The 25321-nt window shown below is 66.8% G+C and carries 25 protein-coding genes, 1 tRNA gene and 1 pseudogene; 20 read left to right on the forward strand and 7 right to left on the reverse strand.

Translation table 11 applies throughout. From position 1 onward, the window contains the following. Window positions 1–1458: 1458 nt before the first annotated feature. The 3 genes from E3T55_RS11495 (at window position 1459) to E3T55_RS11505 (ending at window position 2856) form a co-directional block, all read left to right on the forward strand. Complete coding sequence (locus tag E3T55_RS11495) at window positions 1459–1689, forward strand: DUF4244 domain-containing protein (RefSeq protein WP_134519716.1); 231 nt, start codon at window positions 1459–1461, stop codon at window positions 1687–1689. A 4-nt stretch (window positions 1690–1693) separates the two neighbouring features. Further along, a complete protein-coding gene (locus tag E3T55_RS20815) occupies window positions 1694–2227 on the forward strand; it encodes a TadE family type IV pilus minor pilin (protein ID WP_241993017.1) in 534 nt (177 codons plus the stop codon). Window positions 2228–2310: 83 nt separating this feature from the next. Then, on the forward strand, window positions 2311–2856 hold the full coding sequence (locus tag E3T55_RS11505) for an Rv3654c family TadE-like protein (protein WP_134519738.1): 546 nt from the start codon (window positions 2311–2313) through the stop codon (window positions 2854–2856). On the opposite strand, the gene E3T55_RS11510 is transcribed toward E3T55_RS11505, so the two are convergent. Further along, the gene (locus tag E3T55_RS11510) at window positions 2853–3086 is read right to left on the reverse strand and encodes a hypothetical protein (protein WP_134519717.1); all 234 of its coding nucleotides are present in this window, start codon (window positions 3084–3086) and stop codon (window positions 2853–2855) included. The two genes, E3T55_RS11505 and E3T55_RS11510, sit on opposite strands and share 4 nt — an antisense overlap. 162 nt (window positions 3087–3248) lie before the next feature. On the opposite strand from E3T55_RS11510, the gene topA reads away from it, so the two are divergent. The 4 genes from topA to E3T55_RS11530 all read left to right on the forward strand — a co-directional run bounded on the left by topA (window position 3249) and on the right by E3T55_RS11530 (window position 9308). Next, entirely contained in the window at window positions 3249–6305 is a 3057-nt protein-coding gene (gene topA, locus E3T55_RS11515) for a type I DNA topoisomerase (RefSeq protein ID WP_134519739.1), read from the forward strand. Next, window positions 6302–6919 carry a dTMP kinase gene (gene tmk / locus E3T55_RS11520; protein ID WP_134519718.1) on the forward strand — a complete coding sequence of 206 codons (618 nt, stop codon included), beginning with the start codon at window positions 6302–6304 and terminating at the stop codon, window positions 6917–6919. Before topA ends, tmk begins: the two co-directional genes overlap by 4 nt. Window positions 6920–7077: 158 nt before the next feature. Further along, window positions 7078–8655 (forward strand): sensor histidine kinase, encoded by a 1578-nt coding sequence (locus E3T55_RS11525; protein WP_134519719.1) that lies wholly within the window; start codon window positions 7078–7080, stop codon window positions 8653–8655. Beyond that, on the forward strand, window positions 8652–9308 hold the full coding sequence (locus E3T55_RS11530) for a response regulator transcription factor (RefSeq protein ID WP_134519720.1): 657 nt from the start codon (window positions 8652–8654) through the stop codon (window positions 9306–9308). The genes E3T55_RS11525 and E3T55_RS11530 overlap by 4 nt, the downstream gene beginning before the upstream one ends. 159 nt (window positions 9309–9467) lie before the next feature. Here the strand turns inward: E3T55_RS11530 and E3T55_RS11535 are convergent, their stop codons facing one another. The 3 genes from E3T55_RS11535 to E3T55_RS20280 all read right to left on the reverse strand — a co-directional run bounded on the left by E3T55_RS11535 (window position 9468) and on the right by E3T55_RS20280 (window position 11833). Further along, on the reverse strand, window positions 9468–9935 hold the full coding sequence (locus tag E3T55_RS11535) for a hypothetical protein (protein WP_134519721.1): 468 nt from the start codon (window positions 9933–9935) through the stop codon (window positions 9468–9470). A 169-nt stretch (window positions 9936–10104) separates the two neighbouring features. Further along, window positions 10105–11460: a phosphotransferase family protein gene (locus E3T55_RS11540; protein ID WP_166791765.1), complete on the reverse strand. Its 1356-nt coding sequence runs from the start codon at window positions 11458–11460 to the stop codon at window positions 10105–10107. After that, window positions 11423–11833, reverse strand: coding sequence for a hypothetical protein (locus E3T55_RS20280; protein ID WP_166791766.1), 411 nt, complete (start codon window positions 11831–11833; stop codon window positions 11423–11425). Before E3T55_RS20280 ends, E3T55_RS11540 begins: the two co-directional genes overlap by 38 nt. Before the next feature lie 144 nt (window positions 11834–11977). Here E3T55_RS20280 and E3T55_RS11545 point away from each other — a divergent pair, with 144 nt between their 5' ends. The 4 genes from E3T55_RS11545 (at window position 11978) to E3T55_RS11560 (ending at window position 15630) form a co-directional block, all read left to right on the forward strand. Then, a complete protein-coding gene (locus tag E3T55_RS11545) occupies window positions 11978–13177 on the forward strand; it encodes a DNA polymerase III subunit delta' (protein WP_134519723.1) in 1200 nt (399 codons plus the stop codon). Between the two features lie 118 nt (window positions 13178–13295). Beyond that, a complete protein-coding gene (locus E3T55_RS11550) occupies window positions 13296–14837 on the forward strand; it encodes an alpha/beta hydrolase (protein ID WP_241993018.1) in 1542 nt (513 codons plus the stop codon). Window positions 14838–14893: 56 nt separating this feature from the next. Continuing rightward, on the forward strand, window positions 14894–15514 hold the full coding sequence (locus E3T55_RS11555) for a TetR/AcrR family transcriptional regulator (protein WP_241993019.1): 621 nt from the start codon (window positions 14894–14896) through the stop codon (window positions 15512–15514). 40 nt (window positions 15515–15554) lie between these two features. Continuing rightward, window positions 15555–15630, forward strand: a tRNA-Thr gene (locus E3T55_RS11560). A 176-nt stretch (window positions 15631–15806) separates the two neighbouring features. On the opposite strand, the pseudogene E3T55_RS21220 reads toward E3T55_RS11560, so the two are convergent. Continuing rightward, a pseudogene (locus E3T55_RS21220) lies at window positions 15807–16031 on the reverse strand (tyrosine-type recombinase/integrase); the annotation flags it as partial. A gap of 392 nt (window positions 16032–16423) precedes the next feature. On the opposite strand from E3T55_RS21220, the gene E3T55_RS11570 reads away from it, so the two are divergent. Beyond that, a complete protein-coding gene (locus E3T55_RS11570; protein WP_134519726.1) occupies window positions 16424–16789 on the forward strand; it encodes a hypothetical protein in 366 nt (121 codons plus the stop codon). Between the two features lie 164 nt (window positions 16790–16953). On the opposite strand, the gene E3T55_RS11575 is transcribed toward E3T55_RS11570, so the two are convergent. After that, a complete protein-coding gene (locus E3T55_RS11575; RefSeq protein WP_134519727.1) occupies window positions 16954–17754 on the reverse strand; it encodes an alpha/beta fold hydrolase in 801 nt (266 codons plus the stop codon). Between the two features lie 522 nt (window positions 17755–18276). Here E3T55_RS11575 and E3T55_RS11580 point away from each other — a divergent pair. The 3 genes from E3T55_RS11580 (at window position 18277) to E3T55_RS11590 (ending at window position 19748) form a co-directional block, all read left to right on the forward strand. After that, complete coding sequence (locus tag E3T55_RS11580) at window positions 18277–18684, forward strand: RidA family protein (protein ID WP_134519728.1); 408 nt, start codon at window positions 18277–18279, stop codon at window positions 18682–18684. 112 nt (window positions 18685–18796) lie between these two features. Next, a complete protein-coding gene (locus E3T55_RS11585) occupies window positions 18797–19387 on the forward strand; it encodes a TetR/AcrR family transcriptional regulator (protein WP_134519729.1) in 591 nt (196 codons plus the stop codon). A 1-nt stretch (window position 19388) separates the two neighbouring features. Beyond that, window positions 19389–19748: a DoxX family protein gene (locus E3T55_RS11590; protein ID WP_134519730.1), complete on the forward strand. Its 360-nt coding sequence runs from the start codon at window positions 19389–19391 to the stop codon at window positions 19746–19748. Between the two features lie 21 nt (window positions 19749–19769). Here E3T55_RS11590 and E3T55_RS11595 read toward each other — a convergent pair whose 3' ends face one another. Continuing rightward, complete coding sequence (locus E3T55_RS11595) at window positions 19770–20294, reverse strand: nitroreductase family protein (RefSeq protein ID WP_134519731.1); 525 nt, start codon at window positions 20292–20294, stop codon at window positions 19770–19772. Window positions 20295–20403: 109 nt separating this feature from the next. On the opposite strand from E3T55_RS11595, the gene E3T55_RS11600 reads away from it, so the two are divergent. From E3T55_RS11600 to E3T55_RS11620, 5 genes are all read left to right on the forward strand, one after another. Further along, window positions 20404–21246: an NAD-dependent epimerase/dehydratase family protein gene (locus E3T55_RS11600; RefSeq protein WP_241993020.1), complete on the forward strand. Its 843-nt coding sequence runs from the start codon at window positions 20404–20406 to the stop codon at window positions 21244–21246. 312 nt (window positions 21247–21558) lie between these two features. Then, window positions 21559–21918: a PadR family transcriptional regulator gene (locus tag E3T55_RS11605; protein ID WP_134519732.1), complete on the forward strand. Its 360-nt coding sequence runs from the start codon at window positions 21559–21561 to the stop codon at window positions 21916–21918. Further along, window positions 21915–23381: a hypothetical protein gene (locus E3T55_RS11610; RefSeq protein WP_134519733.1), complete on the forward strand. Its 1467-nt coding sequence runs from the start codon at window positions 21915–21917 to the stop codon at window positions 23379–23381. The genes E3T55_RS11605 and E3T55_RS11610 overlap by 4 nt, the downstream gene beginning before the upstream one ends. Then, window positions 23369–24385, forward strand: a complete 1017-nt coding sequence (locus E3T55_RS11615; RefSeq protein WP_134519734.1) for an acyltransferase family protein — start codon at window positions 23369–23371, stop codon at window positions 24383–24385. The genes E3T55_RS11610 and E3T55_RS11615 overlap by 13 nt, the downstream gene beginning before the upstream one ends. A 255-nt stretch (window positions 24386–24640) precedes the next feature. Next, complete coding sequence (locus E3T55_RS11620) at window positions 24641–25123, forward strand: hypothetical protein (RefSeq protein ID WP_134519735.1); 483 nt, start codon at window positions 24641–24643, stop codon at window positions 25121–25123. Window positions 25124–25321 lie beyond the last annotated feature (198 nt).

The following is a 25321-nucleotide window of genomic DNA, read 5'->3' on the forward strand; positions in this document are numbered from 1 at the left end:
TGGCCGCCGGAGTATCGCCCGCCGCGGCGTGGGCGTATCTGCTGCCCGAGCAACCGGTGCCGGCCGCGCTGACGCCGGCCGAGCGACTGGCAGCGGCCGCCGCGGTGTCAGCGGCCGCCACGCTGACACCGGCCGAGCGGCTGGCTGCGCAGCGCACGACGGTCGCGGCCGACTCAAGCACAGCGGCACGTTCGCCGGTCACGGCAGCAGCGGTTGTGCCGGCGATCGGCGATGACGATGAGACCGCGGCGCACCGGATGCTCCGCGCGGCCGCCGAGGCCGGCCGGCGGGGGGACAGCATCGCCGCTGCGCTGCGTGCCGAGGCGCGGCTGGTGGGCGGTGACACCGCGCGGGCGTGGCTGAGCCTGGCCGCCGCGTGGCAGGTGGCCACACACTCGGGGGCGCCGCTCGCCGCCTGCCTGCGCCGCCTCGCCGAAGCCTTTCGTNCCGCGCGGGCGTGGCTGAGCCTGGCCGCCGCGTGGCAGGTGGCCACACACTCGGGGGCGCCGCTCGCCGCCTGCCTGCGCCGCCTCGCCGAAGCCTTTCGTGACGTTGCCCAACTGAACCAGGATCTCTCTGTCGCGCTGGCCGGCCCGCGCGCGACGGCCCGGATGGTGCTGTTTCTGCCCGTGGTCGGTCTGCTCGGTGGCAGCGCGCTCGGCTTCGACACCCTCCACACGCTGTTTCTCACTCCGCCCGGCCTGGTGTGCCTCGCCGCCGGGGCGTCGCTGATGTTTCTCGCGGCCCAGTGGAACGGGCACCTCGTGTGGGCCGCTCGGGCGCGCGATCTGGCGCCGGGCCTCGAATTGGAATTGACCGCCATCGCGCTTGCCGGTGGGGGGTCGGCCGAGCACGCGCGGCACACCGTGCGTGACGCGCTCGCCGAACTGAGTGGCTCTGAGGCCGAGTCGTGGCGACCCGGGCGGACTCGCGGGCGGCCGGGGGAGCGGTCGCGAAGGTGGGGGCGGGGTCGCGCACGGATCGGGGCTCGAGGCGCGGGCGAGACGGCCGGGATGGTCGGGACGGTCGAGACGGTCGAGACGGTCGGGACGGTCGGGACGGTCGGGACGGTCGGGATGGTCGGGACGGTCGCTGTGGTCGACGAGGTCGACGAGGTGCTGCAGCTGTCGCGGCGAGCCGGGGTGCCGGCCGCCGAGTTGCTGCGCAGCGCGGCCGAACAGTGCCGGCGCACGGCCCGCAGCGAGGGTCAGCGCCGCGCCGCAACCCTCGGCGTGGCCCTCATGCTGCCGCTCGGAGTCTGCGTGCTGCCGGCGTTCATGCTCATCGGGGTACTGCCCCTGCTGGTCAGCGTGCTCTCCTCCACAGTCACCACCTAGTAGAAGTTCTGCACAATTTCGGCTTTCGATCACACGATCAGAGCCCGACGGAGAAGGCTGGAGGGAGTGAACCACCCCGCACGACTCCCCATCCACCTGTGCACACCGAAGGAGACGCTCGATGCTGATAGCCCGAACTGCTCGTGCCCGACGAAACCCCGACCTGCGACGACCGACCCGCCCGTTGCCCGACCCGATTCGCCCGGCGGAGGCCGGCGCGGCGACCGCGGAGTACATCGTCGCCACCATGGCCGCGGTCGGCTTTGCTGGCCTGCTCATCGTTATTCTGCGCGGCGACGAGGTGCGCAGCATCCTCACCGAGCTGGTGCGCAGTGCGCTCACCGTGGGGTAGCGGGGTGACCCGGCCCGCGGCAGCGCGGCGGGAGGGCGCGCTGCCGGGAGGTGTGCCGCGGGAGGGCGCGCTGCCGGGAAGTGTGCCGCGGGAGGGCGCGCTGCCGGCAAGTGTGCCGCGGGAGGGCGTGCCGCGGGAGGGCGTGCCGCTGGAAGGCGTGGGGCAGGCAGGCGTGCCGGGTGAGGGCGTGCGGCGGGAGGGGCTGAGGCAGGCCGGGGCCGTCACCGCGGAGCTCGCGGCGGTGCTGCCCGCCGTGGTGCTGCTGCTCGGCCTGTGCCTCGGTGCCGTGCAGGTGGCGGGGCAGCAGGTTCGGCTGACGGATGCCGCGGCCGACTCCGCCCGTGCCCTCGCCCGCGGCGAGTCCCACGACGAGGCGGCCCAGATCGCGCGTCAGCTGGTGGCGACCGCAACCCTGCGCGCCGAGGCCAACGGCCAGTTCATCTGCGCCTGGCTTAGTGCCCCGAGCGGAATCGGACCCTTCGCCGCCTTCGGCCTCACCCTCGAGTCGCGATCGTGCGCCCTCGCCGGCGGTCTCTGATGGGTGGCCGAAGAGGGGTGGCCGAAGATGGGTGGCCGAAGAGGGGTGTCCGACGATGGGCGGACTGTGACGGGCGGCCCGTGATGATCGGCCCGTGGCGGGCCCGGCGACGTCTCGCCCGGCCGGGCGCGGGGCGGCCGCGTGCCGGGGAGCACGGTGCCGGGGAGCACGGTGCCGGGGAGCACGGTGCCGGTGAGCGCGGGGAGCGCGGTGCCGGGTCGATGCTGATGCTGGGCATCCTCGCATCCGTCGTGCTGCTGACGCTCGTGACCGTGCCGCTGCTCGGCCTGCTTGCCGTCGGGCAGGGCGTGCAGAACGCGGCGGATGCGGCGGCACTCGCTGCCGCCGACACCGTCTCGGGTGCCGTCTCGGGGTTTCCGTGTGAGGCGGCCGACGAGGCGGCGCGGCTGAACGGGGCATCGGTCACCGCGTGCAATGTCGAGGGGCTCATCGTGACGGTCAGCGTGAACCGCGACTACCTCGGCTTTCGTATTTCGGCGCGCGCCCGCGCCGGGCCGCCGCCGGGCGTGCCCCCCATTGGGCCGGGTGCGCGCGACGGGCCGCACGGTCCCGACCGGCCGCCCGAGTTGTCACTCGAACGGCCCCTCGAGTACCGGGCGCCGGGCTAGAAGACGGTCTCGAGAAAGCGGTAATCGACCGCGGTCGGCCGCGCCGCGCCGTCTTCACCCTCGAATTCCAGGCCTGAACCGCGGGCGTACAGGTAGCGTTTGCCGGCCTCGCCGGGGATTTCGATGCGGGGACGCGGGTCGCCCGTCTCGAGAAATTCGGTCGTAATCGTCTTGCCCTGCAGGGGGCCATCCGTCAGTTTCGCGGTGTACGTGCCCGTCGTGGTGTCCATGCCTCCATTGTCCTCAGGAGTCATCCGCTGGCAAGGGTTTACCCTGAAACGTGCGGCAAACCGGGTCTGGGAACGCCAGGCCCGATTAGGCGAGCACTCCATTCGTGTGTGTATGGTGTGGCTTGGCCTATCCAACGGCCGTTACGTATAAAGAGGAGCATGGTGCCGGGCACGAAGAAGCTGGTCATTGTCGAGTCGCCGACCAAAATGAAGTCGATCGCCGCCTATCTCGGCGACGGCTACGAGGTTCTGTCCTCGGTGGGTCATATTCGCGACTTGATCGAGCCGAAAAACCTCCCGGCGGAGCTGAAGAAGGGCACCCTCGGGCGCTTCTCGGTCGACGTCGAGAACGGGTTCGAACCGTACTACGTCGTTTCCGACGCTAAAAAGAAGACCGTCAGCGATTTGAAGCGCGCCCTGAAGAATGCGAACGAACTCCTGCTCGCAACTGATGAGGACCGCGAAGGCGAGGCCATCGCGTGGCACCTGCTGCAGGTTCTGCAGCCCAAGGTGCCCGTGAAGCGCATGGTCTTTCACGAGATCACCAAAGACGCGATCCTCGCCGCGAAAGACAACACCCGCGACCTCGACACCGCCCTCGTCGACGCGCAGGAGACCCGCCGAATTCTCGACCGCATTTACGGCTACGAGATTTCCCCCGTGCTGTGGCGCAAGGTCGGCCCCGGTCTCTCGGCCGGGCGCGTGCAGAGCGCCGCGACCCGCCTCGTCGTCGACCGTGAGAAGGAGCGCCTCGCGTTCGTCTCCGCCGGCTACTGGGACCTGCTCGCCCGCCTCGCCGCCACCGCCGGCGTCGACGCCCTCGGATTCGACGCCAAGCTCGTGCGCCTCGGCGGCGAACGCATCGCCACCGGCGGCGACTTCGACGACTCCGGGCTGCTCAAGCCCAAGGTCAGCGCGGTCACCCTCGATGAGGCCGCCGCGATCGCCCTGACCACCGCACTGCAGCAGCCGAAAGTGCCGTTCACGGTCACGAAGGTCGCCTCCAAGCCCTACCGTCGCAGCCCCGCTGCCCCGTTCACGACGTCGACGCTGCAGCAGGAAGCCGCCCGCAAGCTGCGCTTCACCGCCCGCCAGACGATGAGTGTGGCCCAGTCGCTCTACGAAAACGGCTACATCACCTACATGCGTACCGACTCGCCCGGGCTGGGCCAGCAGGCGCTTTCCGCCGCCCGCACCCAGGCCGCCGCGCTGTACGGCCCCGAAACGGTGCCCGACGCCCCGCGCGTGTACAAGGGCAAGAGCAAGAACGCGCAGGAGGCTCACGAGGCGATCCGCCCCTCCGGCGACACCTTCCGCACCCCGGCGTCGCTCGCGTCGAGCCTGCGCGGCAACGATTTCAAGCTCTACGACCTGATCTGGAAGCGCACCGTCGCCTCGCAGATGAAGGACGCGACCGGATCGACGGCATCCGTCACGATCGCCGCCGGCCCGACCGGTGCGGCCACGCATCCGCTCGCGACGGATGCCCTCGCCGAGTTCTCGGCGAGCGGTACCGTCATCACCTTCCGCGGCTTCATGCTCGCCTACGAGGAGTCGAAAGACGAAGAGCGCAACGCGCCGACCGACGCGACCGAATCGAAGCTGCCGCCGCTCGAAGAGGGTCAGAAGCTCGTGCTCGCCGCGATCGAGGCCAAGGGCCACGAGACCAGCCCGGCCGCCCGCTACACCGAGGCGAGCCTCGTGAAGAAGCTCGAGGAGCTCGGTATCGGCCGCCCCTCGACGTATGCGTCGATCATCTCCACCATCACCGAGCGCGGTTACGTCACCCCGCGCGGCCAGTCGCTGGTTCCGAACTGGATCGCCTTCTCGGTCGTGCGCCTGCTCGAGGAGTACTTCGGCGACCTCGTCGAGTATGACTTCACCGCCGAGATGGAGGATGACCTCGACCGCATCGCCGGCGGTGAAGCCGACCGCCTCGACTGGCTGACGAGCTTCTACTTCGGCAGTGACAAGCACCGCGGCCTGCGTCAGGTCATCGACAACCTGGGTGAGATCGACGCCCGCACCATCAACTCGGTCGTCATCGACGACGAGATCACGCTGCGCATCGGCAAGTACGGCCCCTACCTCGAGGTCGCCGTTCCGGGCGCGGCACCGGATGCCCCGCCCCGCCGGGTGAACATTCCGCCGGAACTCGCCCCCGACGAACTGACCGCCGCGAAGGCGCGGGAACTCATCGAAGCCCCCGTGTCGGTTGACCGCGTTATCGGCGTGAACCCCGAAACCGGCAAGGAGATCGTCGCGAAAGACGGCCGTTTCGGTCCGTACGTGACCGAGCTCGCGCCCGCGCCGGTCGTCGATCCGGCCGTGGCCGCCGCGACCGCCGCCGCCGCGGCTCTCGCCGCGCTTCCCGTTGAGACGGTCGACCCGAAGACGGGCGAGGTGACGATCACCAAGCCCAAGCGCAAGCCGGCCGCGAAAAAGGTTGCCCCGGCCGACAAGCCGCGCACCGCGTCGCTGTTCAAGAGCATGGACCTCGGCTCGATCGACCTCGAAACCGCGCTGCGCCTGCTCGCACTGCCGCGCATCGTGGGCGTCGATCCCGAATCGTCTGCGGAGATCACCGCACAGAACGGCAAGTTCGGCCCGTACCTGAAGAAGGGCATCGACACCCGGTCGCTCACGAGTGAAGACCAGATCTTCGACATCGACCTGCCGGGCGCGATCGAGCTCTACGCCCAGCCGAAGTACGGCGCCCGCCGCGCCTCGAGTGCCCTGAAAGAGTTCGAGGCACCCGACCCGGAGAGCGGCAAGGCAATCAAGATCAAGGACGGCCGGTTCGGCGCCTACGTGACCGACGGGGTCACCAACGCCACGATTCCGAAGGCGGAATCGGTCGAGGAGATCGACTTCGACCGGGCTGTCGAGCTGCTGAGCGACAAGCGCGCCAAGGGCCCCGCGGCTCCGCGAGCCAAGAAAGCGGCACCGAAAAAGGCCGCCCCAAAGAAGGCCGCGGCGAAGAAGCCGGCGGCGAAGGCAGCAGCGAAGGCGGCCGCGAAGCCGGCCGTGCGCAAGGTGCCGACGGCGGCTGCGAAGGCCGCGACCGCCAAGAAAGCCGCCGCGACGCGCGCAGCGACCAAGGCGGCCAAAGAGGCCGCGCTGGGAGCGGCATCCGGTGACAGCGCCACGGTCGCCGCGAAGAAGCCGACCGCAACGAAGAAGCCGGCCGCAGCGAAGCCGGCGGCAGCCGCCGAGTGACCGCACTGTTCATCACGCTCGAGGGCGGCGACGGCTCGGGTAAGTCCACCCAGGCCGCGCTGCTCACCGAGTGGCTCGAGCAGGGTGGCCATACCGTCGTGCGCTCGCGTGAACCCGGCGGCACCGACGTGGGCGTCGAGATTCGGCAGATTGTGCTGCATCATCGGGGTGAAGTGTCCCCGCGCGCGGAGGCGCTGCTGTACGCCGCCGACCGGGCGCAGCACGTGGCGACGAAAATTCGGCCGGCCCTCGCCCGCGGCGAGATCGTGATTCAGGACCGCTATCTGGATTCCTCGGTGGCCTACCAGGGCGCCGGACGCGTGCTCGGTGCGGCGGAGGTGCGTGCCCTGTCGCTCTGGGCGGCCGAAGACCTGCTGCCCGACCTCACCATTCTGCTCGACCTCGACGAGACCGTCGCGCGCGGCCGGCTCGATGCCGACAACAAGGTCTTCGACCGGCTTGAGGCCGAGAAGGGCGAGTTTCACGCCCGGGTGCGGGCGGCGTTTCTCGCGCTGGCCGCCGACGAACCGGGCCGGTTCCTGGTGCTCGACGCCGGGGCATCCGTCGGGTCGATTGCCGAGAGCATTCGCGCCCGCGTCGCCTCCCTGCTCTGACCCGTGCCCGTACCATTCGACGGAGTCTGACCGCGAAACGGGCTGTTCTGGGGTGAAAACGTGTTTTTCAGGCCCGATCTCCGTCGAATGGTACGCGGGGCGCGGGCAGCGGATGCCGCGTTCGGGAACGCTCAGGGGACGTGAGGGATACTGAGGTCATGACGGCACCGACTGCGATGACGCCCGCGACGCCTGGCTCGGCGACGGTCGCGCGCCCGAAGCGGCCCGGCTGGTCGGTGCGGGTGCGTATTCTCGCCGCGATTCTGCTGGTGGCGGCCCTCGGACTGACCGTCGCGGGCGGCACCGCCTACCTTGTGCAGCGCGACCGCGCCCTGCAAGAGGTCGATGCCCGCCTCGCGGCGAGCGTCGAGAGTGTGCGCTTCATCGTCACCGGTTCACCGACGACCGATCTCGAAACAACCGAAACATCCGACCCGTCCGCGCTGCCGGAGGCCTCGAGCGTGACCTACACCTCCACCCGCGACGCATTGCAGGCCGTGATGGCACGCCTCGTGCCCAGCAGCAACGAGAGCAGCCTCGGACTGATCAACGGCGTTCCGGCCCTGATCCCCGGCACCGAACTCGCCTTCCACCTCGAAGACGACCAGGAATTCGTGCTGCGCGTCATCGCGGAGGTCGACGGCGGTAACGTCGTGCGCGGAACCGCCGTCGGCGAGCTCGGCAACCTGCGCTACATCGCCGCCCCGGTCACCGTCGAGGGCAGCGGTGAGGCCGGCATCTTCGTGACCGCCTTCGACCTCGACGCGGAGCTCGGCGAGCTGACCAGCGCATTCCGCATCTACACGGCCGTCGCCGCGGGGGCGCTCGTCGCGATCGGACTGGTCGGCTGGTTCGTGGCCGGACGGCTGCTGCGGCCGATCCGCCAGTTGCGGGCGGCCGCGAGCCGCATCACCGCGAGCGACCTGCATGAGCGCATCCCGGTGGCCGGCCGCGACGATATGTCCGAGCTGACCCGCACCGTCAACGACATGCTCGAACGGCTTGACGAGTCCCTCACGGCGCAGCGACAGCTGCTCAATGACGTGCGTCACGAGTTGAAAACCCCGATCACGATCGTGCGCGGCTACCTGGAACTGCTCGACCCCAGCAATCCGGACGACGTCGCCGCTGCTCGTGCGGTCGCCCTCGACGAACTCGACCGCATGACGGGGCTCATCGACGACATCGAATCGCTCGCCAACGCCCAGCGCGCCGACCTCGTGCGGGTTCCGACGGATGCCGCGGATCTCACCTCCCAGGTCTTCCGGAAGGTCAGCGCGATCCCGGGGCACGAGTGGGTGCTCGTGGAACAGGCGCAGGCCGTGGTGCCGGTCGATCCGGCGCGGCTGACGCAGGCGCTGCTGCAGCTGGCCGACAATGCGGCGAAGCATGCCCCCGCCGGCACGGTGATCGAGTTGGGCAGCACCGAACATGCGGACGCGGTGGAATTCTGGATCGCCGATCGTGGCCCAGGCATTCCCGCCGAGGCGAAGGGCCGCATCTTCGAGCGTTTCGGCCGCATCGACACCGGCCGCGGAGTCGAGGGCTCGGGCCTGGGCCTGCCGATCGTCGACGCGATCGCGCGGGCACACGGCGGCTACATCAACCTCACGACCTCACCGGCCGGCTCACGGTTCGGCATTCTCGTGCCCCGCCGCACGGTCGATATCGTGCCGGCGGCATCCGCTGAACGAGACAGCCCCCTGCCGACCGATCCTGACCGGAGCACATCATGACGAGCATTCTGATCGCCGAGGATGAGGCGCGCATCGCCCTGTTCGTGAGCAAGGGGCTGCGGGCCGCCGGGTACTCGCCGACCGTCGTCGCGAATGGGCTCGAGGCGGTCTGCTACGCGCAGTCCGGTACCTTCGACCTGATGCTGCTCGACGTCGGGCTGCCCGGCATCGACGGCTTCGAGGTGATGAAACGCATTCGGGCGCAGAAGCTGCCGCTGCCGATCATCATGCTGACCGCGCGGTCAGCGGTGAGCGACATGGTCGCCGGACTCGACGGCGGAGCGGATGACTACCTCGCGAAGCCGTTCAAGTTCGATGAGTTGCTTGCCCGCATCCGTCTGCGGTTGCGGGACGCGGAGCAGAGCTCGCCGACCGGGCTGACCCACGGGGACCTGTCGCTCGACCTGCGCACCCGGCGGGCCACGGTGGGGGAGCGCACCGTGGAGCTGTCGGCGCGGGAGTTTGCGCTGGCCGAGGAATTTCTGCGCCATCCAGACCAGGTGCTGAGCCGGGAACAGCTGCTCAGCCGGGTGTGGGGCTACGACTTCGACCCCGGATCGAACGTCGTCGACGTGTACGTGCGGTATTTGCGGGCGAAGTTTGGCCCGGAACGCATCGAGACCGTGCGCGGCATGGGATATCGGCTGAAATAGCAGGGCCTGCCTGCCCGACCGGAGACGCGGTGGTCGCGAGCGTGACGACAAGCGGATGGCGCGGCGAAAGATTCACAATCCATCCGCTGTTCAGCGACTGTGGCCCGATTCATCCGCTCTTCGTCTCGCCCTGCCGGCGACGGATGCCGCGGGTCGGGACTACTCGGCCGAGGCGGGGCTCTGCACGGACACGGGGCTGGCGGGCGAAGCGACGGTCGGCACGGAGACCGGGCTGGCGACGCTCGCGGCGCTCGGCACGGAGACCACGGACACGGCGGACACGACGCTTGTGACGCTCGGCGTCGAGTCGACACTGGAGTTGCTCGTGCTGATGCTCGTGTCGTCGTTGGTCGACACGCTCGGCACGGCGCTCGCGCTCGGGCTCGGCGTCGGGTTCAGGGTGGGGGCATCGGTTGCGCTCGGCGTGGAGACCGACGGAATCGCGGTTGAGTCGCTGGTCGGGGTACTGGTCGACACGGAGTCGATGCCGATGGTGCTTCCCGCGCTGTCTTCGATGCCGAAGGCGTTTGCTGCGCTGACCGCACCGGCGGCCATCAGGCCGAGGCCGAGTGCCGAACCGGCGCCCATTGCGATCCAGCGCTTGGCGGTCGTCGTCTTCGGGGTCATGGTGTCTCCTCTGCTGCAGGGTGTCGGACGCGGTGTCCGTCTGTATACCTACAGCCTCGCGGCCGCAGATGAGACACCTCGGTGACCCGCGTGAGAGGGCTCTCATCTTCGCAACGGCCGGTGAAGGCCTGCTGGTGAAAGCCTGCTGGTGAAGGCCTGCTGGTGAAAGTTACTGGCGGGTCTCGTCGACGAGGTCGGCGGCGGCACGCAGCAGGGTGGGGCCGTGGGCGCCGAGCCCCAGAATGTGACCGAGCAGGTGGGTCGCGGCGATGGCCCTGGCGCGGTCGGCGAACCCGGGGTCGGCTGGGGCGTGGTCGGCGAACCCGGGGCCCGCCGGGGCAGGGGCGGCCGGAGCAGCGGCGCGGGCGATCCAGCGGGCTCGGGCGAGGCCGGCCAGGGCTCGAGCGTGGGCGGCATTGCGCGGCTCACCGTGGTCGTCGTGGTGCAGCGCGGTGACGACGAGGTGGGCGTAGAGAGCGGCGGCGTCGTCGGCGGGGTCGCCGAGACCGGCGGTGTCGATGTCCAGTACCCCGGTGATGTGGGTCGGGTCGGCGGGGTCGACGAAGATCTGGCCGAGGTGCAGGTCGCCGTGGATCGTGACCGGGGGTGCGGGGGGCGCGCCCACGCGCATCCGTTCGATGGCATCACCGACCGCGGTCACGTCGGCGCCATCGCCCGGTAACAGCGGGCGCAGCCGCTCGAGGTACCACGGCAGGCGGGAAGCGAGCGAGGCACGGGCCGGTCCGGAACTCTCGATCGCGCTGATCTGCACGGTCAGAGCGTCGACCGCGTCGAGGAACGCGCTCGGCGCCAGCGCGGTGAGCACGGTGCCTGCCTCCACGCCGGAGACGCTGTCGAGAGCGATGAAGCCGTCTCTGCTCCAGCCGAGGCTGCGCGGAGCCGGCACTCCGGCGCCGCGCCAGAGTTCGTGCCGGGCGTGCAGCGATTCGGCCGCGCCGGGACGCACGACCTTGAGATAGACCGTGAACTCGGGCGATACGTAGCGCACGACCGCGCGCTTGCCGGGGCGGTATGCGGCGATCGTGACGGTGAGTGCGGTCGGGTTGAGCCCCAGCCGGCCCAGCAGCAGGCGCGCGGCCTCGGGATAGACCGCGGCGGCCAGAGCGGGAAGCTCCGGGTCGTTGGGGTACAGCCAGGCGGCGATTCGTTCGCCGGATTCATCGTCGCGAAAACTCAACACCCCGTCGCGTGGCCGGTCGGTCGGATTCGACTCGAGGTAGACGGTGTGGTTCTCGCGGGACCCGTCGCCGGCATCGAGTTCGAGCTCGTACCCGGCGGCGAAGCCGCGCGCGGTCGTCTCGATGCTGAATCGCCGGGATGATGCGACCGTCATGCCGACCGATTCGGCCACCGCGTCGAGAACGTCCGGGGCGTCCTGCAACGGATGTACCGGGTCGGCCGCCGCGGCAGCCAGCGTCGCCGCCGGGTCGCCGTCGCTGCCGCTTCGTCGACGCGGATCGGAGCGGTCAGTCGTCGTCGACGTCATCGCTGCCGGAATCGTCATCGACGTCGTCAACGTCGTCATCGTCGTCGTTGCCGGAACCGCTGCCGGAACCGTCATCGATGGTCTGCGATGACGCCGGGGGCACGGCAACGGGTGACGTCGGATCGGCCGGAACGGGAGTCTCGGCGGTGGCCGGGGTCTCGGTGGCGGGCGTGTCGGTGCCGGTGGCCGCTCCCGTGCCTGTGCTGTCGTCCGTGCCGGTGTCGAGGCTGGCGGAGTCCGGGGTTCCGACCGATACCGGGGCGGTGGTCTGCACCCGACCGGGCTCATCGTCAATGCTGAGCGAGGAGGCAACGGCCATGGCGCCGACCGAGCCGAGGCCGAGCACGGCCACGAGGGCGGTGCCGAGGGCGGCCTTCCAGATCACCTGCATCCGTCCAGTCTGGGGCCACGCACGCGAAACTCGGCGAACTGGACATGAGAAACCTCTCATCTGGCGTCGCTGTGGGCGGTCTGGGTGGTGTGGTCGGCACCGCGCCACGCGTCGACTGTCGGTGGCCTCCGGTACCCTTGATCCATGGCAGTGTGGGAAAACCTGACGGGTCAAGATTCCGCCATCGAGATCTTTCGAGCGGCGTCGCAGCGGCGTACCGTGCCCGCGAGCGAGCCTGCTGCCGGTACCGGAACGGCGGCATCCGTCGAATCGTCGTCGATGACGCACGCCTGGCTCATCACCGGGCCGCCCGGTTCCGGCCGATCGAACCTCGCCTTCGCCTTCGCGGCGGCGCTGCTCAGCCCCGGCACGCACGACGGTGACCTCGCAGCGCTGCGCCAGGTCACCGCCCGTACCCACCCCGACCTCACCGTGCTCACCACCGAGGGCGTCATCATCAAGATGGAGTCCGTGAAAGAGGCGGTCGCCCGCTCGCAGTATTCGCCATCGATCGGGCGTTATCGGGTCGTCGTCGTCGAAGACGCCGACCGCATGCAGGAGCGCACCTCCAATGTGCTGCTCAAGGCCCTCGAAGAGCCGCCGGAGCGCACGGTCTGGATTCTCTGCGCGCCGAGCGAGGCCGACCTGCTGCCCACGATCCGCTCCCGGGTACGTACCGTGCGCCTGCGGGTTCCGAGCATCGAGGCCGTCGCCGACCTGCTCGTGCGGCAGAGCGGCGTCGACCCCGACGTTGCCGAGCTCTGCGCCCGGCTGGCGCAGAGCCACATCGGCATGGCACGCCGGCTGGCGACGAATCCCGAGGCACGCGCGAGGCGCGAGGAGACTCTGCGCACGGCCCTGGGCATCCGCTCGGTGTCGTCGGCCGTGAATTCGGCCGCCCGGCTGCTGGCGATCGCCGGCGACGACGCGAAGGCCATCACCCTGCAGCGCGACGCCGAGGAACGCGCCGGAGTGCTGCGCTCCCTCGGCGTCGAGGCCGGTGCCGCCGTGCCGTCTGGCCTGCGCGGCCAGATCAAGACCCTCGAAGATGACCAGAAGCGGCGCGCGACCCGCAGCCTGCGCGACGGCATCGACCGCATCCTCGTCGACCTCGCGTCGCTCTACCGGGACGTGTGCATGGTGCAGCTAGGCCGTGAGCACACCGTGATCAACCGGGAACTCGGTGCCGAACTGCGTCAGGCCGCCGAATCCAGCTCGCCCGCAGCTACCGTCGCCACAATGGATGCCATCGCGCTCGCGCGTGAACGCATCGAATCAAACGTGTCACCCGCTCTGGCGCTGGAGGCCATGCTCGTGTCGGCCATTCGTCGGGAGCGGGCTTGATCCGCACCTGCACGGCATCCGCCAGAACGGCATCCGCCAGCACGGCATCCGCAAGTACAGCTTTACGTACAGCTTTCGTTAACGCAGCTAGTGTCAACGCAGAAAGAGGATTCATCAGGTGAAGACCCGCACCCGCCGCCGTACCCACCTGCTCGCGACGAGCGCGGCAATCGTCGCCGTCGCGCTGGCCCTGAGCGGATGCTCGGGCTTCTTTCAGCAGGCAGCCCCGTCGACCTCGACGCCGACTGGCGAGAGTGTCGAGGGCGACCTCGAACCCTTCTATGGACAAGTGCTCGCGTGGGAGAACTGCGGCGACGGCCTGCAGTGCAGCACCGCGACGGCCCCGCTCAACTGGGACGACCCCGACCAGGGCGAGATCGAGCTGGCTTTGGTGCGGCAGGTCGCGACCGGCGACCGGATCGGTTCCCTGCTCGTGAACCCGGGCGGGCCCGGTGCCTCCGGCTACGATGCCGTGGCGACCTCGGTGGACTTCGTCACCGATGACAAACTGCAGGCGGGCTTTGACGTGGTCGGCTTCGACCCGCGCGGCGTGGGCCGCTCGACCCCCGTCAGCTGTTACGACGACGCCGACATGGACTCGTTCCTGTACGACATCATCGATGCCCCGCGCGGCACCGATGAATGGATCGCGAAATCCGAGACGGTGTCGGCCGACTTTGGCGCCGCGTGCTCGTCGAGCACCGGGGCGCTGCTCGAATACGTCGATACCGAGAACGCGGCCCGCGACCTCGACCTGCTGCGCGCGACGCTGGGCGACGAGAAGCTCAACTACCTCGGCTACTCCTACGGCACATTTCTCGGCGCGACCTACGCGGAGCTGTATCCCGACAACGTCGGACGCCTCGTGCTCGATGGTGCCCTTGACCCGTCCACGAGCAACTTCGACGTGACCAAGACCCAGGCCGTCGGTTTCGAGAATGCACTGCGGGCGTATCTGGGGGCCTGCCTGGAGGGTGCTGAATGCCCCTTCGACGGCACCGTCGACGACGCTCTGGGTACCGTGGCGGCGTTGCTCGCATCCGTCGACGCCAGCCCGATCGCGGCAGCGGATGGCCGCGAACTCGGCTCCGGCGCCCTGCTGACAGCGATCATCTACCCGCTCTACTCTCAGTCGTCCTGGCCGGTGCTGAGTGAAATGTTCACCGCCGTGATGTTCGGCAGCGCCGACGAGGCATTTTCCCTCGCCGACGGGTATAACGGTCGCAACGCCGACGGCAGCTACCGCGACAACTCGACCGAGGCATTTCTGTCGATCAACTGCATGGACTACGCCTACAACGACGACCCGGCCGCCATGCGCGCGCAGGCCGCCGAGATCAGCGCCGCCGCACCGATTATCGGAACCTACCTGAGCTTTGGAGACATCGGCTGTGCCAACTGGCCGTATGCGTTCGAGGGCGAACGCGAGCCGATCCACGCCGCCGGAGCCGCGCCGATCCTCGTGATCGGCACGACCAACGACCCCGCGACACCGTATGTGTGGGCGCAGAACCTGGCCGAACAGCTCGACAGCGGTCAGCTCGTAACCTACGAGGGCGAGGGACACACCGCTTACAACAAGAGCAACCAGTGTGTGAACGACACCGTCGACGCGTACCTGCTCGAGGGGACCGTGCCCGCGACCGACCCACTGTGTTAGGCGCCGGGTTGATGGGGCTTTGGTGGCAGGATTGAAACATGTCGTTGCAACCAGAAGTGCCGGGGCTGCGCGAGCGTAAAAGGCTCGCCACCCGGCGTGCCATCCAGTACGCGGTTCTCACCCTGACGCAAAAACGCGGTATCGACAAGGTCACGATCGAAGACATCAGTCGCGTCGCGAACGTGTCGCCGCGGACCTTCTTCAACTATTTTCCGTCGAAGGATGCCGCGCTTGTCGGGGACGCTCCCAGCCTGGCATCGGCCGACGACATCGAGCGTTTTGTGCACGCGGGGCCCGGCGGCGACATTCTCGGGCAGGTGTCTGCCCTGCTCGCGGCGAGCCTCGCCCGCACCGAGTCGGACCGTGAAATTCATCAGCTGCGCAAGGCCGTCATGAAAGACAACGTGTATCTGTTCGGGATGCGCATGGCCACGCTGCGGCAATTCGAGGATCAGTTGCAGCAGGTGATCGCGCGGCGCTTCGTGGTCGACCGGCCGAACCGAGCGGATGATCCGATCGCCCTTCAACAACAATCGCTGTTGTTCACCCTCATCGCGGTGGCGGCGATTCGGCACGCGTGGCGGTGCTGGGCCGAGGGCGACGGCGCGACGCCGTTGTCGACGCGCGTGGCAGCATCCTTCGCCGAGGTGTACAACATCACCCGCCAGACGGACTAAGCTTGACGAGGTTGTCTCCGAGGCATTGTTTCGGGGGCGCGCCGCCTTAGCTCAGTTGGTAGAGCATCTCACTCGTAATGAGAAGGTCGTCAGTTCGATTCTGACAGGCGGCTCCACGAAATTCCTGATCAGCGGATGTTTCCGCAACCGCCTCCGGGGCGTCGCTCTGCGGGTTCGACACATGTGCCAACGTTCTGCCCACATTCGTTCTCAGGGCGCGGGCATTGAGGGCGTCTGCAGCGACGTCAAGGTCGTCAGCGGCGTCAAGGTCGTCCTCAAACAGGTCGCTGTAGACGTCGAGTGTCATCTCCGCGGAGGCGTGCCCGAGCATCCGCTGCACGGACAGTACGCTGGCGCCCGACGAAATCGCCAGGGACGCCGCGGTGTGGCGCAGCGAGTGCGGGGTGATGTTCGGTAGCTCCGGGTGACGGTTTCTGAGCTGCGCGACAGCCGCCGTGAATGTGCGTCGACGGAAATTACCGCTGCGGAGAACGTCTCCGCCCGGGGACGTGAACACCAGGTCATCGCGCGGTAGGGGGCCGGTGAGCGACCCCCTGAGCAGTATGAACAGGAATACCAAAACTTAACCAGCACGCGCGCGCCCCACGCCTGTGGACAACTTCCGCACCAGGCCGTCGACGGCCTCGACACCGTCGATGGCCTCGACACCGTCGAAGAATCGGCCGCGGCCGGCACCGCAAAATGAGCGCCAGGTGAGCTCATGCGAAGGTCGCGCTGGTTTGATCCGAGCCGGCTGTTCATTGATTGTCGGACGCAGATTCGCCGCCCAAGCAAACCCGACAGCGAATAGCCGACCCTGCACCCATGCTCTGATGCGGCCCGCGTCTTGTGTGCCGCCCCGCGCACTCTTCGACAGGAGAACCATCATGGACGAGAACGAAAGCCCCCATGCTCCACAGCGCGAACCTGGTCGAGGAGGCCGCTCACGACCTCGCCTGCGGCACCCGGGCCATTGACCGCCCGTACGATTCCTACGTCCTACTGGGCCGGTTGACGTCCCCGCACCGGATGCTGGCGCAGGCGTTCGAGCAGCTCGCCGACTGGCACAGCCGCGTCATCGATGGCGTCCAATACTCCGGCGAGGACAGCTTCGCGGTCGGGTCGGCGCCCGGCGTGATCCGGGCAGAACTGGCCCTACGCGACGGACATTGCGGGGAAGGTCGAGGATGCTCAGCACCGCTGGGCCTCGTTTACCCCCTCACCGGGGACGAGGGGGTAAACGAGGGGTATGAGACAGGAACAAGAAAAGAATGAGAAGAAAACACGAGGAAAGAAAACAGGAGCATAAACGGGGGCGAAGGAGGTAGGCGAAAACGCGAGGCAGCTGGGAGAAGCGAGAAGCGAGAAGCGAGGAGCGCGAGGCGGAGAGTGAGGGATATGGGCGCAATGTCGCTCGATCGCGACCGTGAAACACGTCGCTAGTGGTGTTGGCGAAGAAACTTGATGACGGCGGGGCAGGCGAGGGCAGGTTCCTGCTCGAGGGGGTAGTGGCCGGAGTTCGGGAGGAGCAGACGTGTCACGTCGGTGGCGATCGCACGAGCGCCGGCTGCGACGGCAGTGCCCATCGCGAAGTGCCCGCCGATGGCGAGCACCGGTGTCGGAATCTGGTTCCGGGCGAGGGATTGAACGTCTTGGACGTCGTCGGTGCGGGTGCGGTAGTAGCCGAGGCTCGCCTCAAGAATTCCCGGTGCGGAGTAGGCGTCGACGTAGGTGCGAGCGATGTCAGGATCAAGGCCCGCCGGGCCGGCGCTCTGCTGGAGGAACGATCCGTAAAAGGCAGCTTCGCGGCCGGGCACCAGTTGCTCCGCGAGGCCAGGTGAGCGATTGAAGGGCCCGTGCCAGGTCGGATAGTACTCACTTCCGGGCTGAGGGACGTCGACGTCGATCCCGGGAAGGATCTCTTCCTCTACGACAAGCGCGCTGACGGCGGAAGCTAGCTTGGCGGCCAGGAGGACGGCAACGGTGGCACCCCAATCATGGCCGATCAAGGCGAAGCGGGTGACTCCGCGCCGGCTGAGAACATCGCTCAGCCAAGCCGCCAAGTCTGCTTTTCGGAAGCTTTGGGCCTCGAGCGAAGGCCCGCCCAGGCCCGGCAAGGTAATCGAGATCGCGGCAAAGCCAGCCTCGTTGAGGTCGGGGAGCAGATGTCGCCAATGGGCGTCGGTCACGGGCCAGCCATGGACCAGGACCACAAACGGACGACTTAGTTGCGGGCTCATCCCTCAATGATGCTGCCCACATCCTCCGTCGATGAACGGAGGAGCTCAACACTCGGCGCCCTTCGCGTTCTGAGCAACCTCTGGTTATTCACCGCGTATCGGGGCCCCGGCCTGAGGCATTCTCCGTGACGAGATCGGTGGCACAGGCGTTTGCCACCATCTCACCCAAGAACTGGCCCGATGCCGAGGTTGCTCAGTTCCTCGATGGTGCCGCCGACATGCAGCGCTGCATCGCTGACCATGCCAGCGAGGCCGAGGGTGGCCACGGTGCGCGCCGAGAATCATGTCGCGGGCAACGAGGGGCGAGCGGCGACGCCGATGCGACTATTTCTTGCTTCGGTTAGCCCCCCTTGACGGGGCATTTTCTCGGGCGGGCCTTACGGGAATGAAGCTCCCAGCCTTCATGTAGCCCGCCGCAGAACACGACCGCGGGCTGTGCAGTCCCGGTAGACCTCCGGCTTGCGGGCACCTTGGGGACCGATATCGGCTGCCGTTCGCTGAGCCATCCAATACGGTAATGGCATGTCGCAAACCGTTTCCCTGATCCGCTCGGCCGACCTTTCAGACGTGGCGCAGTACGCCTACGCTTCCACTGCTCCCGCTGAGGCGCGCCTGATCTTCTTCGCCGGCGCCTGTCCCTTGGGCCTCGATGGCCGCACCGTTGGGGCCGGAGACTATGCAGCGCAAGCCGGCAAAGCGATGGAGAACCTCGCGATAGCTCTGAAAGCGGCGGGAGCCCAACTCGAGAACGTGTTGAGCACGCGGGTTCTCGTCGCCTCTTCTAAACAGAGCGACCTGGTCGAGGCGTGGACGGTCATCCGTGAGGCTTTCGGTGAGCATGACGTGCCAAGCACGCTCATGGGCGTCACCGTTCTGGGCTACACGGATCAACTGGTCGAGATCGAAGCTGTCGCGGCGGTAATCGACTGACAAGACCAGCTCACACGGGGTCCCCCTTACGGGCTGGCACCGAACCAATTTAGTCACCTCGCCGACGACACGATCGCCATATGGACTCAAAAAGGGGAGCTATAATCTGAACATGTTCACCGAACGCGTTCATTCAAGGGCTCAGGCACGCGACACGTCACGCATCAAAGTTCTGAGCGCTGCTGAAGAGTTGTTTGTGCAGCACGGTTTCGCGACCACAACCATCCGACAGATCGCCGAAAGCGCTGCGGTCAGCGTTGGCACGGTGATGGCTGTTGCCGACAAGAATGGACTGCTCGTGGAGATCTTCGATCGGAAGATCGCCAGCATTCAGCCCTCACCTTCTGGCGCGCCGATCGCGCGGAACCCCGCTGCAGAGATCATCGACATACTCGGTTCGTTCGTACGATTCTTCGCAGCGCAGCCAGATCTGGCGCGCGCGTACACTGCCATTCTTGTTGGCGGGAAACACCCGTCGATAATCTTCGCGGAGTTGACCGGCGTACTTATAGAACAGGTATCGGACGTACTCACTCGCGCGGGCCACCCTGCGACAGATGCATCCGCGACGGCCCGCATCGTCCACCGCGCATATCTCGGTGAAATCTTCATCTGGGCAGGCCAAGGTCATCCGAACCCAGACAGCACCCTGACCGAGCTCGAAAAAACGGTGCGCTACCTCGTCAACGGAAAGGCCGCCTGAAATGATTCTCCTCCCCGAGCCCTGGTGGCTTGAAGTTGCACTCGCTGCAGCCCTAGCAGTCGACGTCGGCATGTCCCTCAAGCCACCAAAGTTCATCCGCGACTGCTTGAACGGGGTCGGGTTCCCGCGCCAGTGGTGGTGGACGCTCATCGTTATCACATCCCTCGCCGTCACCGGACTGCTCGTAGGGCTCGACATTCCAGGAATCGGCTTAGCAGCCACGGTTGGCGTCATTGTCTACTTCTCGTCCGCAGTCGTCGCCCACATCCGCGCTCGCTTCCTAGGAATGGAGCTATGGGTCAATTGCCTGGGCTTCCTGGCGCTCGCCCTCGCGACCCTGCTCTTCGGGTTTCTCTTCTAACACGCCCGTAGAGGGTTCCACTTACGGACGGTGGAGAGAAAGCACTTCTGCGACGGGAAGACGTCCAGAAGCGATCGCGCGCGCACCCGCTATTGGAGTTCCCGGATAACCGATCGAAATGGCGTGGTGTGGCAGCCATCCAGTTTCTACCTGAAGCAATTGAGCTGCCTGCTGCACGTTATCCGCCGGATAAATTGTCGCTAAGCAACTTCCGAGTCCCAAGGCGGCCGCGGCGAGAATGACTGTCTGGCTGGCCTTTCCGAGATCGAATTGGGTGTCCTGGAAGCCGTTGTCGGCGGAGAGAAGGACGAGGGCGCACGGCGCGGACGCGAGGTGTTGCGCGTAGGCCCCGAGCGCACTGAGCATTTCAAGGTGTGCCTTGTCACGGACTACCATGAAACGCCACGGCTGCCGGTTGCGAGCCGAGCCAGTCCACCGCGCAGTGTCAACAATCTGCTCCAGCAGCTCGGTGGGCACCGCGCGATCGGTAAACGACCGAACGGCCGGACGCGCGGTGAGGCTTCGAATCAATTCCAGTGCTTCCATCTACTCAGCTTCCCATTCCGGCAGGATGAACGCTGCGCACCACTAGGGCGGTGGTACTCGTCAATAGGTCCTGCGCTCAGAGCGAATCCGGCGTCGATTCGTCTCGGTTGTGCGATTTACTGTCGCTCTGACGCGCACACCTATTCTCGGAGGAACCGCCTGGCTTGGTCGAGAAATAGCCGAGCAGTTGGCCGCTCAAGGCCAAGACGTGACGTGTCTGGCTCGCGGTGTATCTGGAGCAGTCACACGCGGCGTGACATTTGTCCGCTCGAACCGGCGATCACCCGGGGCCTACAATCTGGTCGCTGGTGAAGCGTGGGACGAAAGCATTGAGCTGGGCTATGACGCGGATATCGTCGCCGGAGCGCTTGAGGCTTTGGCCGGCAGTACTGCGCACTGGACCGTGGTCTCGTCCGTGTCCATGTATGCGAGCAACGCTGAACCGGGTGCGGATGAGGATGCCATCCTCGTAGAGCCATCCAATCTCGACGATTACGCGCACGCGAAAGTCGCCGCGGAACGCGCCACGGCTGCGGCGGTGGGTGATCGTCTTCTCATTGCGAGACCAGGTCTTATCGCGGGGCCAGGCGACAAGAGCGATCGCTTCAGTTATTGGGTATCCAGGCTCGCCGTTGCTCCGAAGGAAGCCGTCGTCGTGCCGAATGCTGAGAATCGTTACGTGCAGTTCATCGACGTTCGAGACCTGGCCGAATGGCTCATCAGTGCTGGGCAGCGCGGGCTGACCGGCATTTACAACGTTGTCGGAAGCGAACGTGAACTCGCTACGGTTCTGCTGGCCGCCGCCCGGGCACAGCGTGAACTACTGCGCTGGACCTCGTTCCCTCCCCCTATGGCTCCCTCGCAGCGACTCCGCTTTCGCCCGGCGCAGCCGCAGCCGCAGCCGCTTCCTCGCAGCGGGCGGAACCGAGCGAAACCTGCAGCAGACGCTTGAGGACGTGTTGGCGGACGAACGCGCTCGTGGACTCGACAGGGAACGCCGGTCAGGCCTCACCCAGGACGAGCAGCGCCTTCTCCTCGCTGAAATCAACGCGTAGAAGCCCCGCGACGTAGAACTACTCAATCGTGCTCCAGACGCCACGGTTGCGAATCCCGCAGGCGTTCCCCTTCCGGCAGCGAAGAGAGGACCGCCTTGCAGTGGCTCTGCGTGTACTTCTTGCCGACGATCTTGTGAGCCGTATCGTGAAAATCATCGTGTGGACACTCGATCGTCGATATGTATCGGTGACTGATGTATGTTGTTGTCATGTCTTCTACTGCCCTTCATGAGCCCACTTTTCTGATCTTGGCGGCTCTCGCTGAGGGCCGGAAACATGGTTACGGCCTGATCGCTGAGGCCGAAGCGCTGTCGGATGGTCGGGTGACCCTTCGTGTGGCGACTTTGTACACGGCTCTGGATCGGCTGCGGAAGGAAGGGCTCATTGCCCCCGCGGGTGAGGAAGTCATCGATGGTCGGCTGCGCCGATATTACGAATTGACTGATGAGGGCGCTGCAACCCTGACTCAGGAGATCACTCGGATGGAGCAGCTCGCTGCCCGTGCGACCATCCGGCTTCAGCACCGCCCGGGCTTCGCATTCGGCTGGGCTGGCGGGGCCTGGGCATGACGTATCCCGTGACAGTGCAGCCCCTGGGCCGGACGACGCGGGTGGCGATTCGGCTTTTCCCCCAGTGGTGGCGGGAGCAGTACGGAGCGGAGGTCGTCGACACGCTCCTCGAGCTCCGTCAGCGTCGGAACGGAAACTTGTTGGATGATTTCCATCTCGCCGCCCGGGGCCTCTGGTTACGCGCTCGAACATCGCCCAGTTTCTGGGGCGGACTGGTCCTGCTGATCGTCATGCTCTGGACATCGGGGCAGGGGCCGAACGCGTTCCTGGTGGAGCGTTACTGGCCTGCAGTCCTGACGGCGGGTGGATCGTCGGCACCGTTCGCGCTCCCTCTGGCTGCCGTGATCGCCGCCCTGCAGGGGCACCGACACGCTCGGCGAGCCGCGGCACGCGTCGATGCGCGGAAGCGCGTATCGGAGGCGGCATGGTCGATGGTGCCGGTGCTGGCGACTCTCCTGCTCGGCTACCTGGTGGTGGTACTTCTCAGCCTTCTCACGTCTGGCCTCCCCGCGACAGGTTCCCCGAGCGCGCTGATCGTTCCGCTATCGTTTGCCGGACTTGCGCTGGGGGCAGTGGCGGTTGGTTTCGCTCTTGGTGCCGTGCTGCCCCCAGTGGTGGCGGTTCCTGTCGCGGGCGTGCTGCTTTATGCATGGTATTCGATGCCCCTCGACGGTGCTGCGCTGGCGTGGCGCAATGTGACCGGCGCCGGCCTGACACAGTGCTGCCTCTGGGTCGACGTCGTCCCGCATCCACAGGCTCAGCTCATCGCCATCGTCAGTGGCGTGGCCCTCACCGCAATCACCCTGCTGCTCGTCGCCGCACGCCCGAGCATGCAGAGATCGGTGTCGTTCGCGGGCGTGGCCGTCTCGATTATGGCCATACTCGTAGCGGTTGCACCGTCCGTTTCCGCGCTCGGACAAGCCAGCCAAGTCGGAAGGGACCTCACCGAACTGCGGTGCGAGGGCACGTCTCCGCAAGTGTGCCTGTGGCCCGAGCAGGATGCCGCGTTCGGGCCGGCGATCCGTCCTGTTCTCACCCAAGCATTTGAGCGTGGTGTCGCGGCCGGTCTCCCGATGCGAGCTGCCGTCACCCCGTATGTCGGCGGCCTCAGCGACGGACAGCGGCACGAGTCCCCGATCAATGCAGTCTCTATGCGACTGGGTGACTCGGACGCTGCCATCCTGGCCAGCTATGGACAAGCAGTCTATGCTTCCGAGAGCTGCGCCGTCCCCGGTGCCGTTGACGGGCCAGACTTCGCTGGGGAACAGGGCGTGCACTACGCGATCGCCTTGCTCTTGGGCGCGGAACCAGCGGCTGCGCTCCCACGCATCGAGCACTCTGTCGAGGAGCGTCTCCCCTCAATCGCCTACACGCCCGCCGAGGTCCGCGACCTCATCGGCGTCCACAACATCGCAGAAGCGCGCACCACAGTAAACAACTGGCTCGCCTCATGCGACAGCTAAGACTTCTCGCAGCAGTTGCCGTAGTCATCGGCCACGGATACGTGCTTCACGGAGAAACACCGGCACCACGCGTGGGCGGGATCCCACTCCACACGCTCGGGCTCTACATCTTCTTCACGGTCAGCGGCTACCTCATCACCTCGAGTTGGAACCGTTGGCCCAACCTTCCCTCTTTCCTGCGCAACCGAGCCCTCCGCATCCTGCCCGCCCTCGCAGCGGTCGTGCTCCTCACCGTGCTCGTCATCGGACCCCTCGCAACCGACCTCACCCTCAGCGAATACCTGACCTCCTACCCGACCTGGCTGTACCTGTCCGGTGTGCTACTGGTCCCACAGTACGAACTTCCGGGAGTCTTCGTCTCGCACCTTTCACCAGCCGTGAACGGGTCACTGTGGACCTTGGGTATCGAGGCCTGTTGCTACATCGCGACCGCGCTACTTGGCGTTGCGCTGCGAAGATTCGCCTGGGCCGGCACCCTCATTCTCGGCGTTGCCTCGATCGCGCTCGCGCTGCAGCCCGCCGGAGGCCCGTTGGAATCGCTTCGCGCGGTCGGAGCTGTGTGCTGCTACTTCGCGATCGGTGCCCTCGCATGCCATCTCCGCGTAGATCGTCGGCATTTCCCGGCCTTGCTCGTCGTGTGCCTGGGCGTGGGATGGCTCGCGCTGGGGGCGGTCAACGCACCGGTCGCAACCATGTGCGCATGGGTAGTCGTGCCAGCACTCGTCCTCGCCACCGCCCTGCGCTCCAAGAACTCCACGTCCAAAGTCGACGTGTCCTACGGCGTCTACCTATGGGGATACCCAATCCAGCAGCTAGTCATCCAAGTGAATCCCGATCTTCCGGTCGCCTTCTCCGTGGCACTGACCATCCTCTTCACGCTGGCCGTCGCGACTCTGTCCTGGCATCATCTCGAAGCCCCGGCCCTGGGACTGAAACGTTCAGGGAAGCTTGGAGCTATCTCCCGGCTTCGCTCAAAACCGGCCCTCCGCGCCAGCACCGCCTGAACGCAATGTCTCTTGAACGCCGCGTCTGCGCTAAAGCACCACCCCAAGCTCTACCGTTGCACGCTTCCACACGATGGGATCCCCGTCCCGTTGGGGGTTCCCGTGTGACACAGTGTGGGCGCACTCCGCGGCCAGGTAGTGTGGCCCCAGATCGGTCGCGTTCGACGTCCCACAGTGACAGGCAGTGGCACTTCTCTCGCGCTGACCGTTCACGGACATAGTCCCCGTCGTTACGATCATCGGTACCGTGGTGACATGAAACATATGGTGATCGTTGCGCCCTTGGAACCGCTGACCGTGGGAGAGAGCTTCGTAGTACCGAAATTTCCCCTTCACATGACCCTCTTGCCGCCGTTCCGAGTCGAGTGCGATTGGCTGGAGCTAAGTGCAGTTGTGGAAGCGATCGCGGATGGCACAGGCTGCTTGGTCGTCGATGTTGTCGGGCAGGAAGGCTTTGGCCCTGGCGGCGGCATCATGGTCTCCCTGGTTAGGGCAACGGATTCCCTCCTGAACGTGCATTTGGGACTGACCGAGGCGCTCCGACCGCTCGGGTGGACTGCTCAGGAAGCTGACTACAACGGCAGCGGCTTCCGTCCGCACATCACTGGCAATAACGAAGAGCAAGTACTTCGAGGCCAGCACTTCATCTTGGGCGAGATGGCAATTGTTGAGATGCTCGACCTGCCGACAGTGCGTGCGACCTACCAGCTGTCTGGCGAGGGCGGCCCGACAGAGTGACCCTCGCCGTTAGTGGGCGGTAACACCGGCCCTTTCCCCAGTGGCACGGCATCGGCGCGCTCAGCCGCCGGTGGCTTGACCCCAATCCCTCGCGCTGGAGGTCCCCCTGCGACACAACGTTGGCGTCGTCGGTTGCCGGCTGTTTTGGCCCAGATCTGTCGCGTTCGTCGTTGGGTTTATGGTGCCCGTCGTTGATGG

The organism is Cryobacterium frigoriphilum, from assembly GCF_004403305.1.
Classification (GTDB): domain Bacteria; phylum Actinomycetota; class Actinomycetes; order Actinomycetales; family Microbacteriaceae; genus Cryobacterium; species Cryobacterium frigoriphilum.

Coding starts and splice junctions, on each gene's coding strand:
- E3T55_RS11545 (WP_134519723.1), top strand. CDS start 11,978: ATGGCAGTGTGGGAAAACCTGACGGGTCAAGATTCCGCCATCGAGATC.
- E3T55_RS11530 (WP_134519720.1), top strand. CDS start 8,652: ATGACGAGCATTCTGATCGCCGAGGATGAGGCGCGCATCGCCCTGTTC.
- E3T55_RS11510 (WP_134519717.1), bottom strand. CDS start 3,086: ATGGACACCACGACGGGCACGTACACCGCGAAACTGACGGATGGCCCC.
- E3T55_RS11570 (WP_134519726.1), top strand. CDS start 16,424: ATGCTCCACAGCGCGAACCTGGTCGAGGAGGCCGCTCACGACCTCGCC.
- E3T55_RS11575 (WP_134519727.1), bottom strand. CDS start 17,754: ATGAGCCCGCAACTAAGTCGTCCGTTTGTGGTCCTGGTCCATGGCTGG.
- E3T55_RS11610 (WP_134519733.1), top strand. CDS start 21,915: ATGACGTATCCCGTGACAGTGCAGCCCCTGGGCCGGACGACGCGGGTG.
- E3T55_RS11505 (WP_134519738.1), top strand. CDS start 2,311: ATGATCGGCCCGTGGCGGGCCCGGCGACGTCTCGCCCGGCCGGGCGCG.
- E3T55_RS11495 (WP_134519716.1), top strand. CDS start 1,459: ATGCTGATAGCCCGAACTGCTCGTGCCCGACGAAACCCCGACCTGCGA.
- E3T55_RS20280 (WP_166791766.1), bottom strand. CDS start 11,833: ATGCAGGTGATCTGGAAGGCCGCCCTCGGCACCGCCCTCGTGGCCGTG.
- E3T55_RS11590 (WP_134519730.1), top strand. CDS start 19,389: ATGATTCTCCTCCCCGAGCCCTGGTGGCTTGAAGTTGCACTCGCTGCA.
- E3T55_RS11525 (WP_134519719.1), top strand. CDS start 7,078: ATGACGGCACCGACTGCGATGACGCCCGCGACGCCTGGCTCGGCGACG.
- E3T55_RS11580 (WP_134519728.1), top strand. CDS start 18,277: ATGTCGCAAACCGTTTCCCTGATCCGCTCGGCCGACCTTTCAGACGTG.
- E3T55_RS11615 (WP_134519734.1), top strand. CDS start 23,369: ATGCGACAGCTAAGACTTCTCGCAGCAGTTGCCGTAGTCATCGGCCAC.
- E3T55_RS11585 (WP_134519729.1), top strand. CDS start 18,797: ATGTTCACCGAACGCGTTCATTCAAGGGCTCAGGCACGCGACACGTCA.
- E3T55_RS11620 (WP_134519735.1), top strand. CDS start 24,641: ATGAAACATATGGTGATCGTTGCGCCCTTGGAACCGCTGACCGTGGGA.
- E3T55_RS11540 (WP_166791765.1), bottom strand. CDS start 11,460: ATGACGATTCCGGCAGCGATGACGTCGACGACGACTGACCGCTCCGAT.
- E3T55_RS11595 (WP_134519731.1), bottom strand. CDS start 20,294: ATGGAAGCACTGGAATTGATTCGAAGCCTCACCGCGCGTCCGGCCGTT.
- E3T55_RS11535 (WP_134519721.1), bottom strand. CDS start 9,935: ATGACCCCGAAGACGACGACCGCCAAGCGCTGGATCGCAATGGGCGCC.
- E3T55_RS11605 (WP_134519732.1), top strand. CDS start 21,559: ATGTCTTCTACTGCCCTTCATGAGCCCACTTTTCTGATCTTGGCGGCT.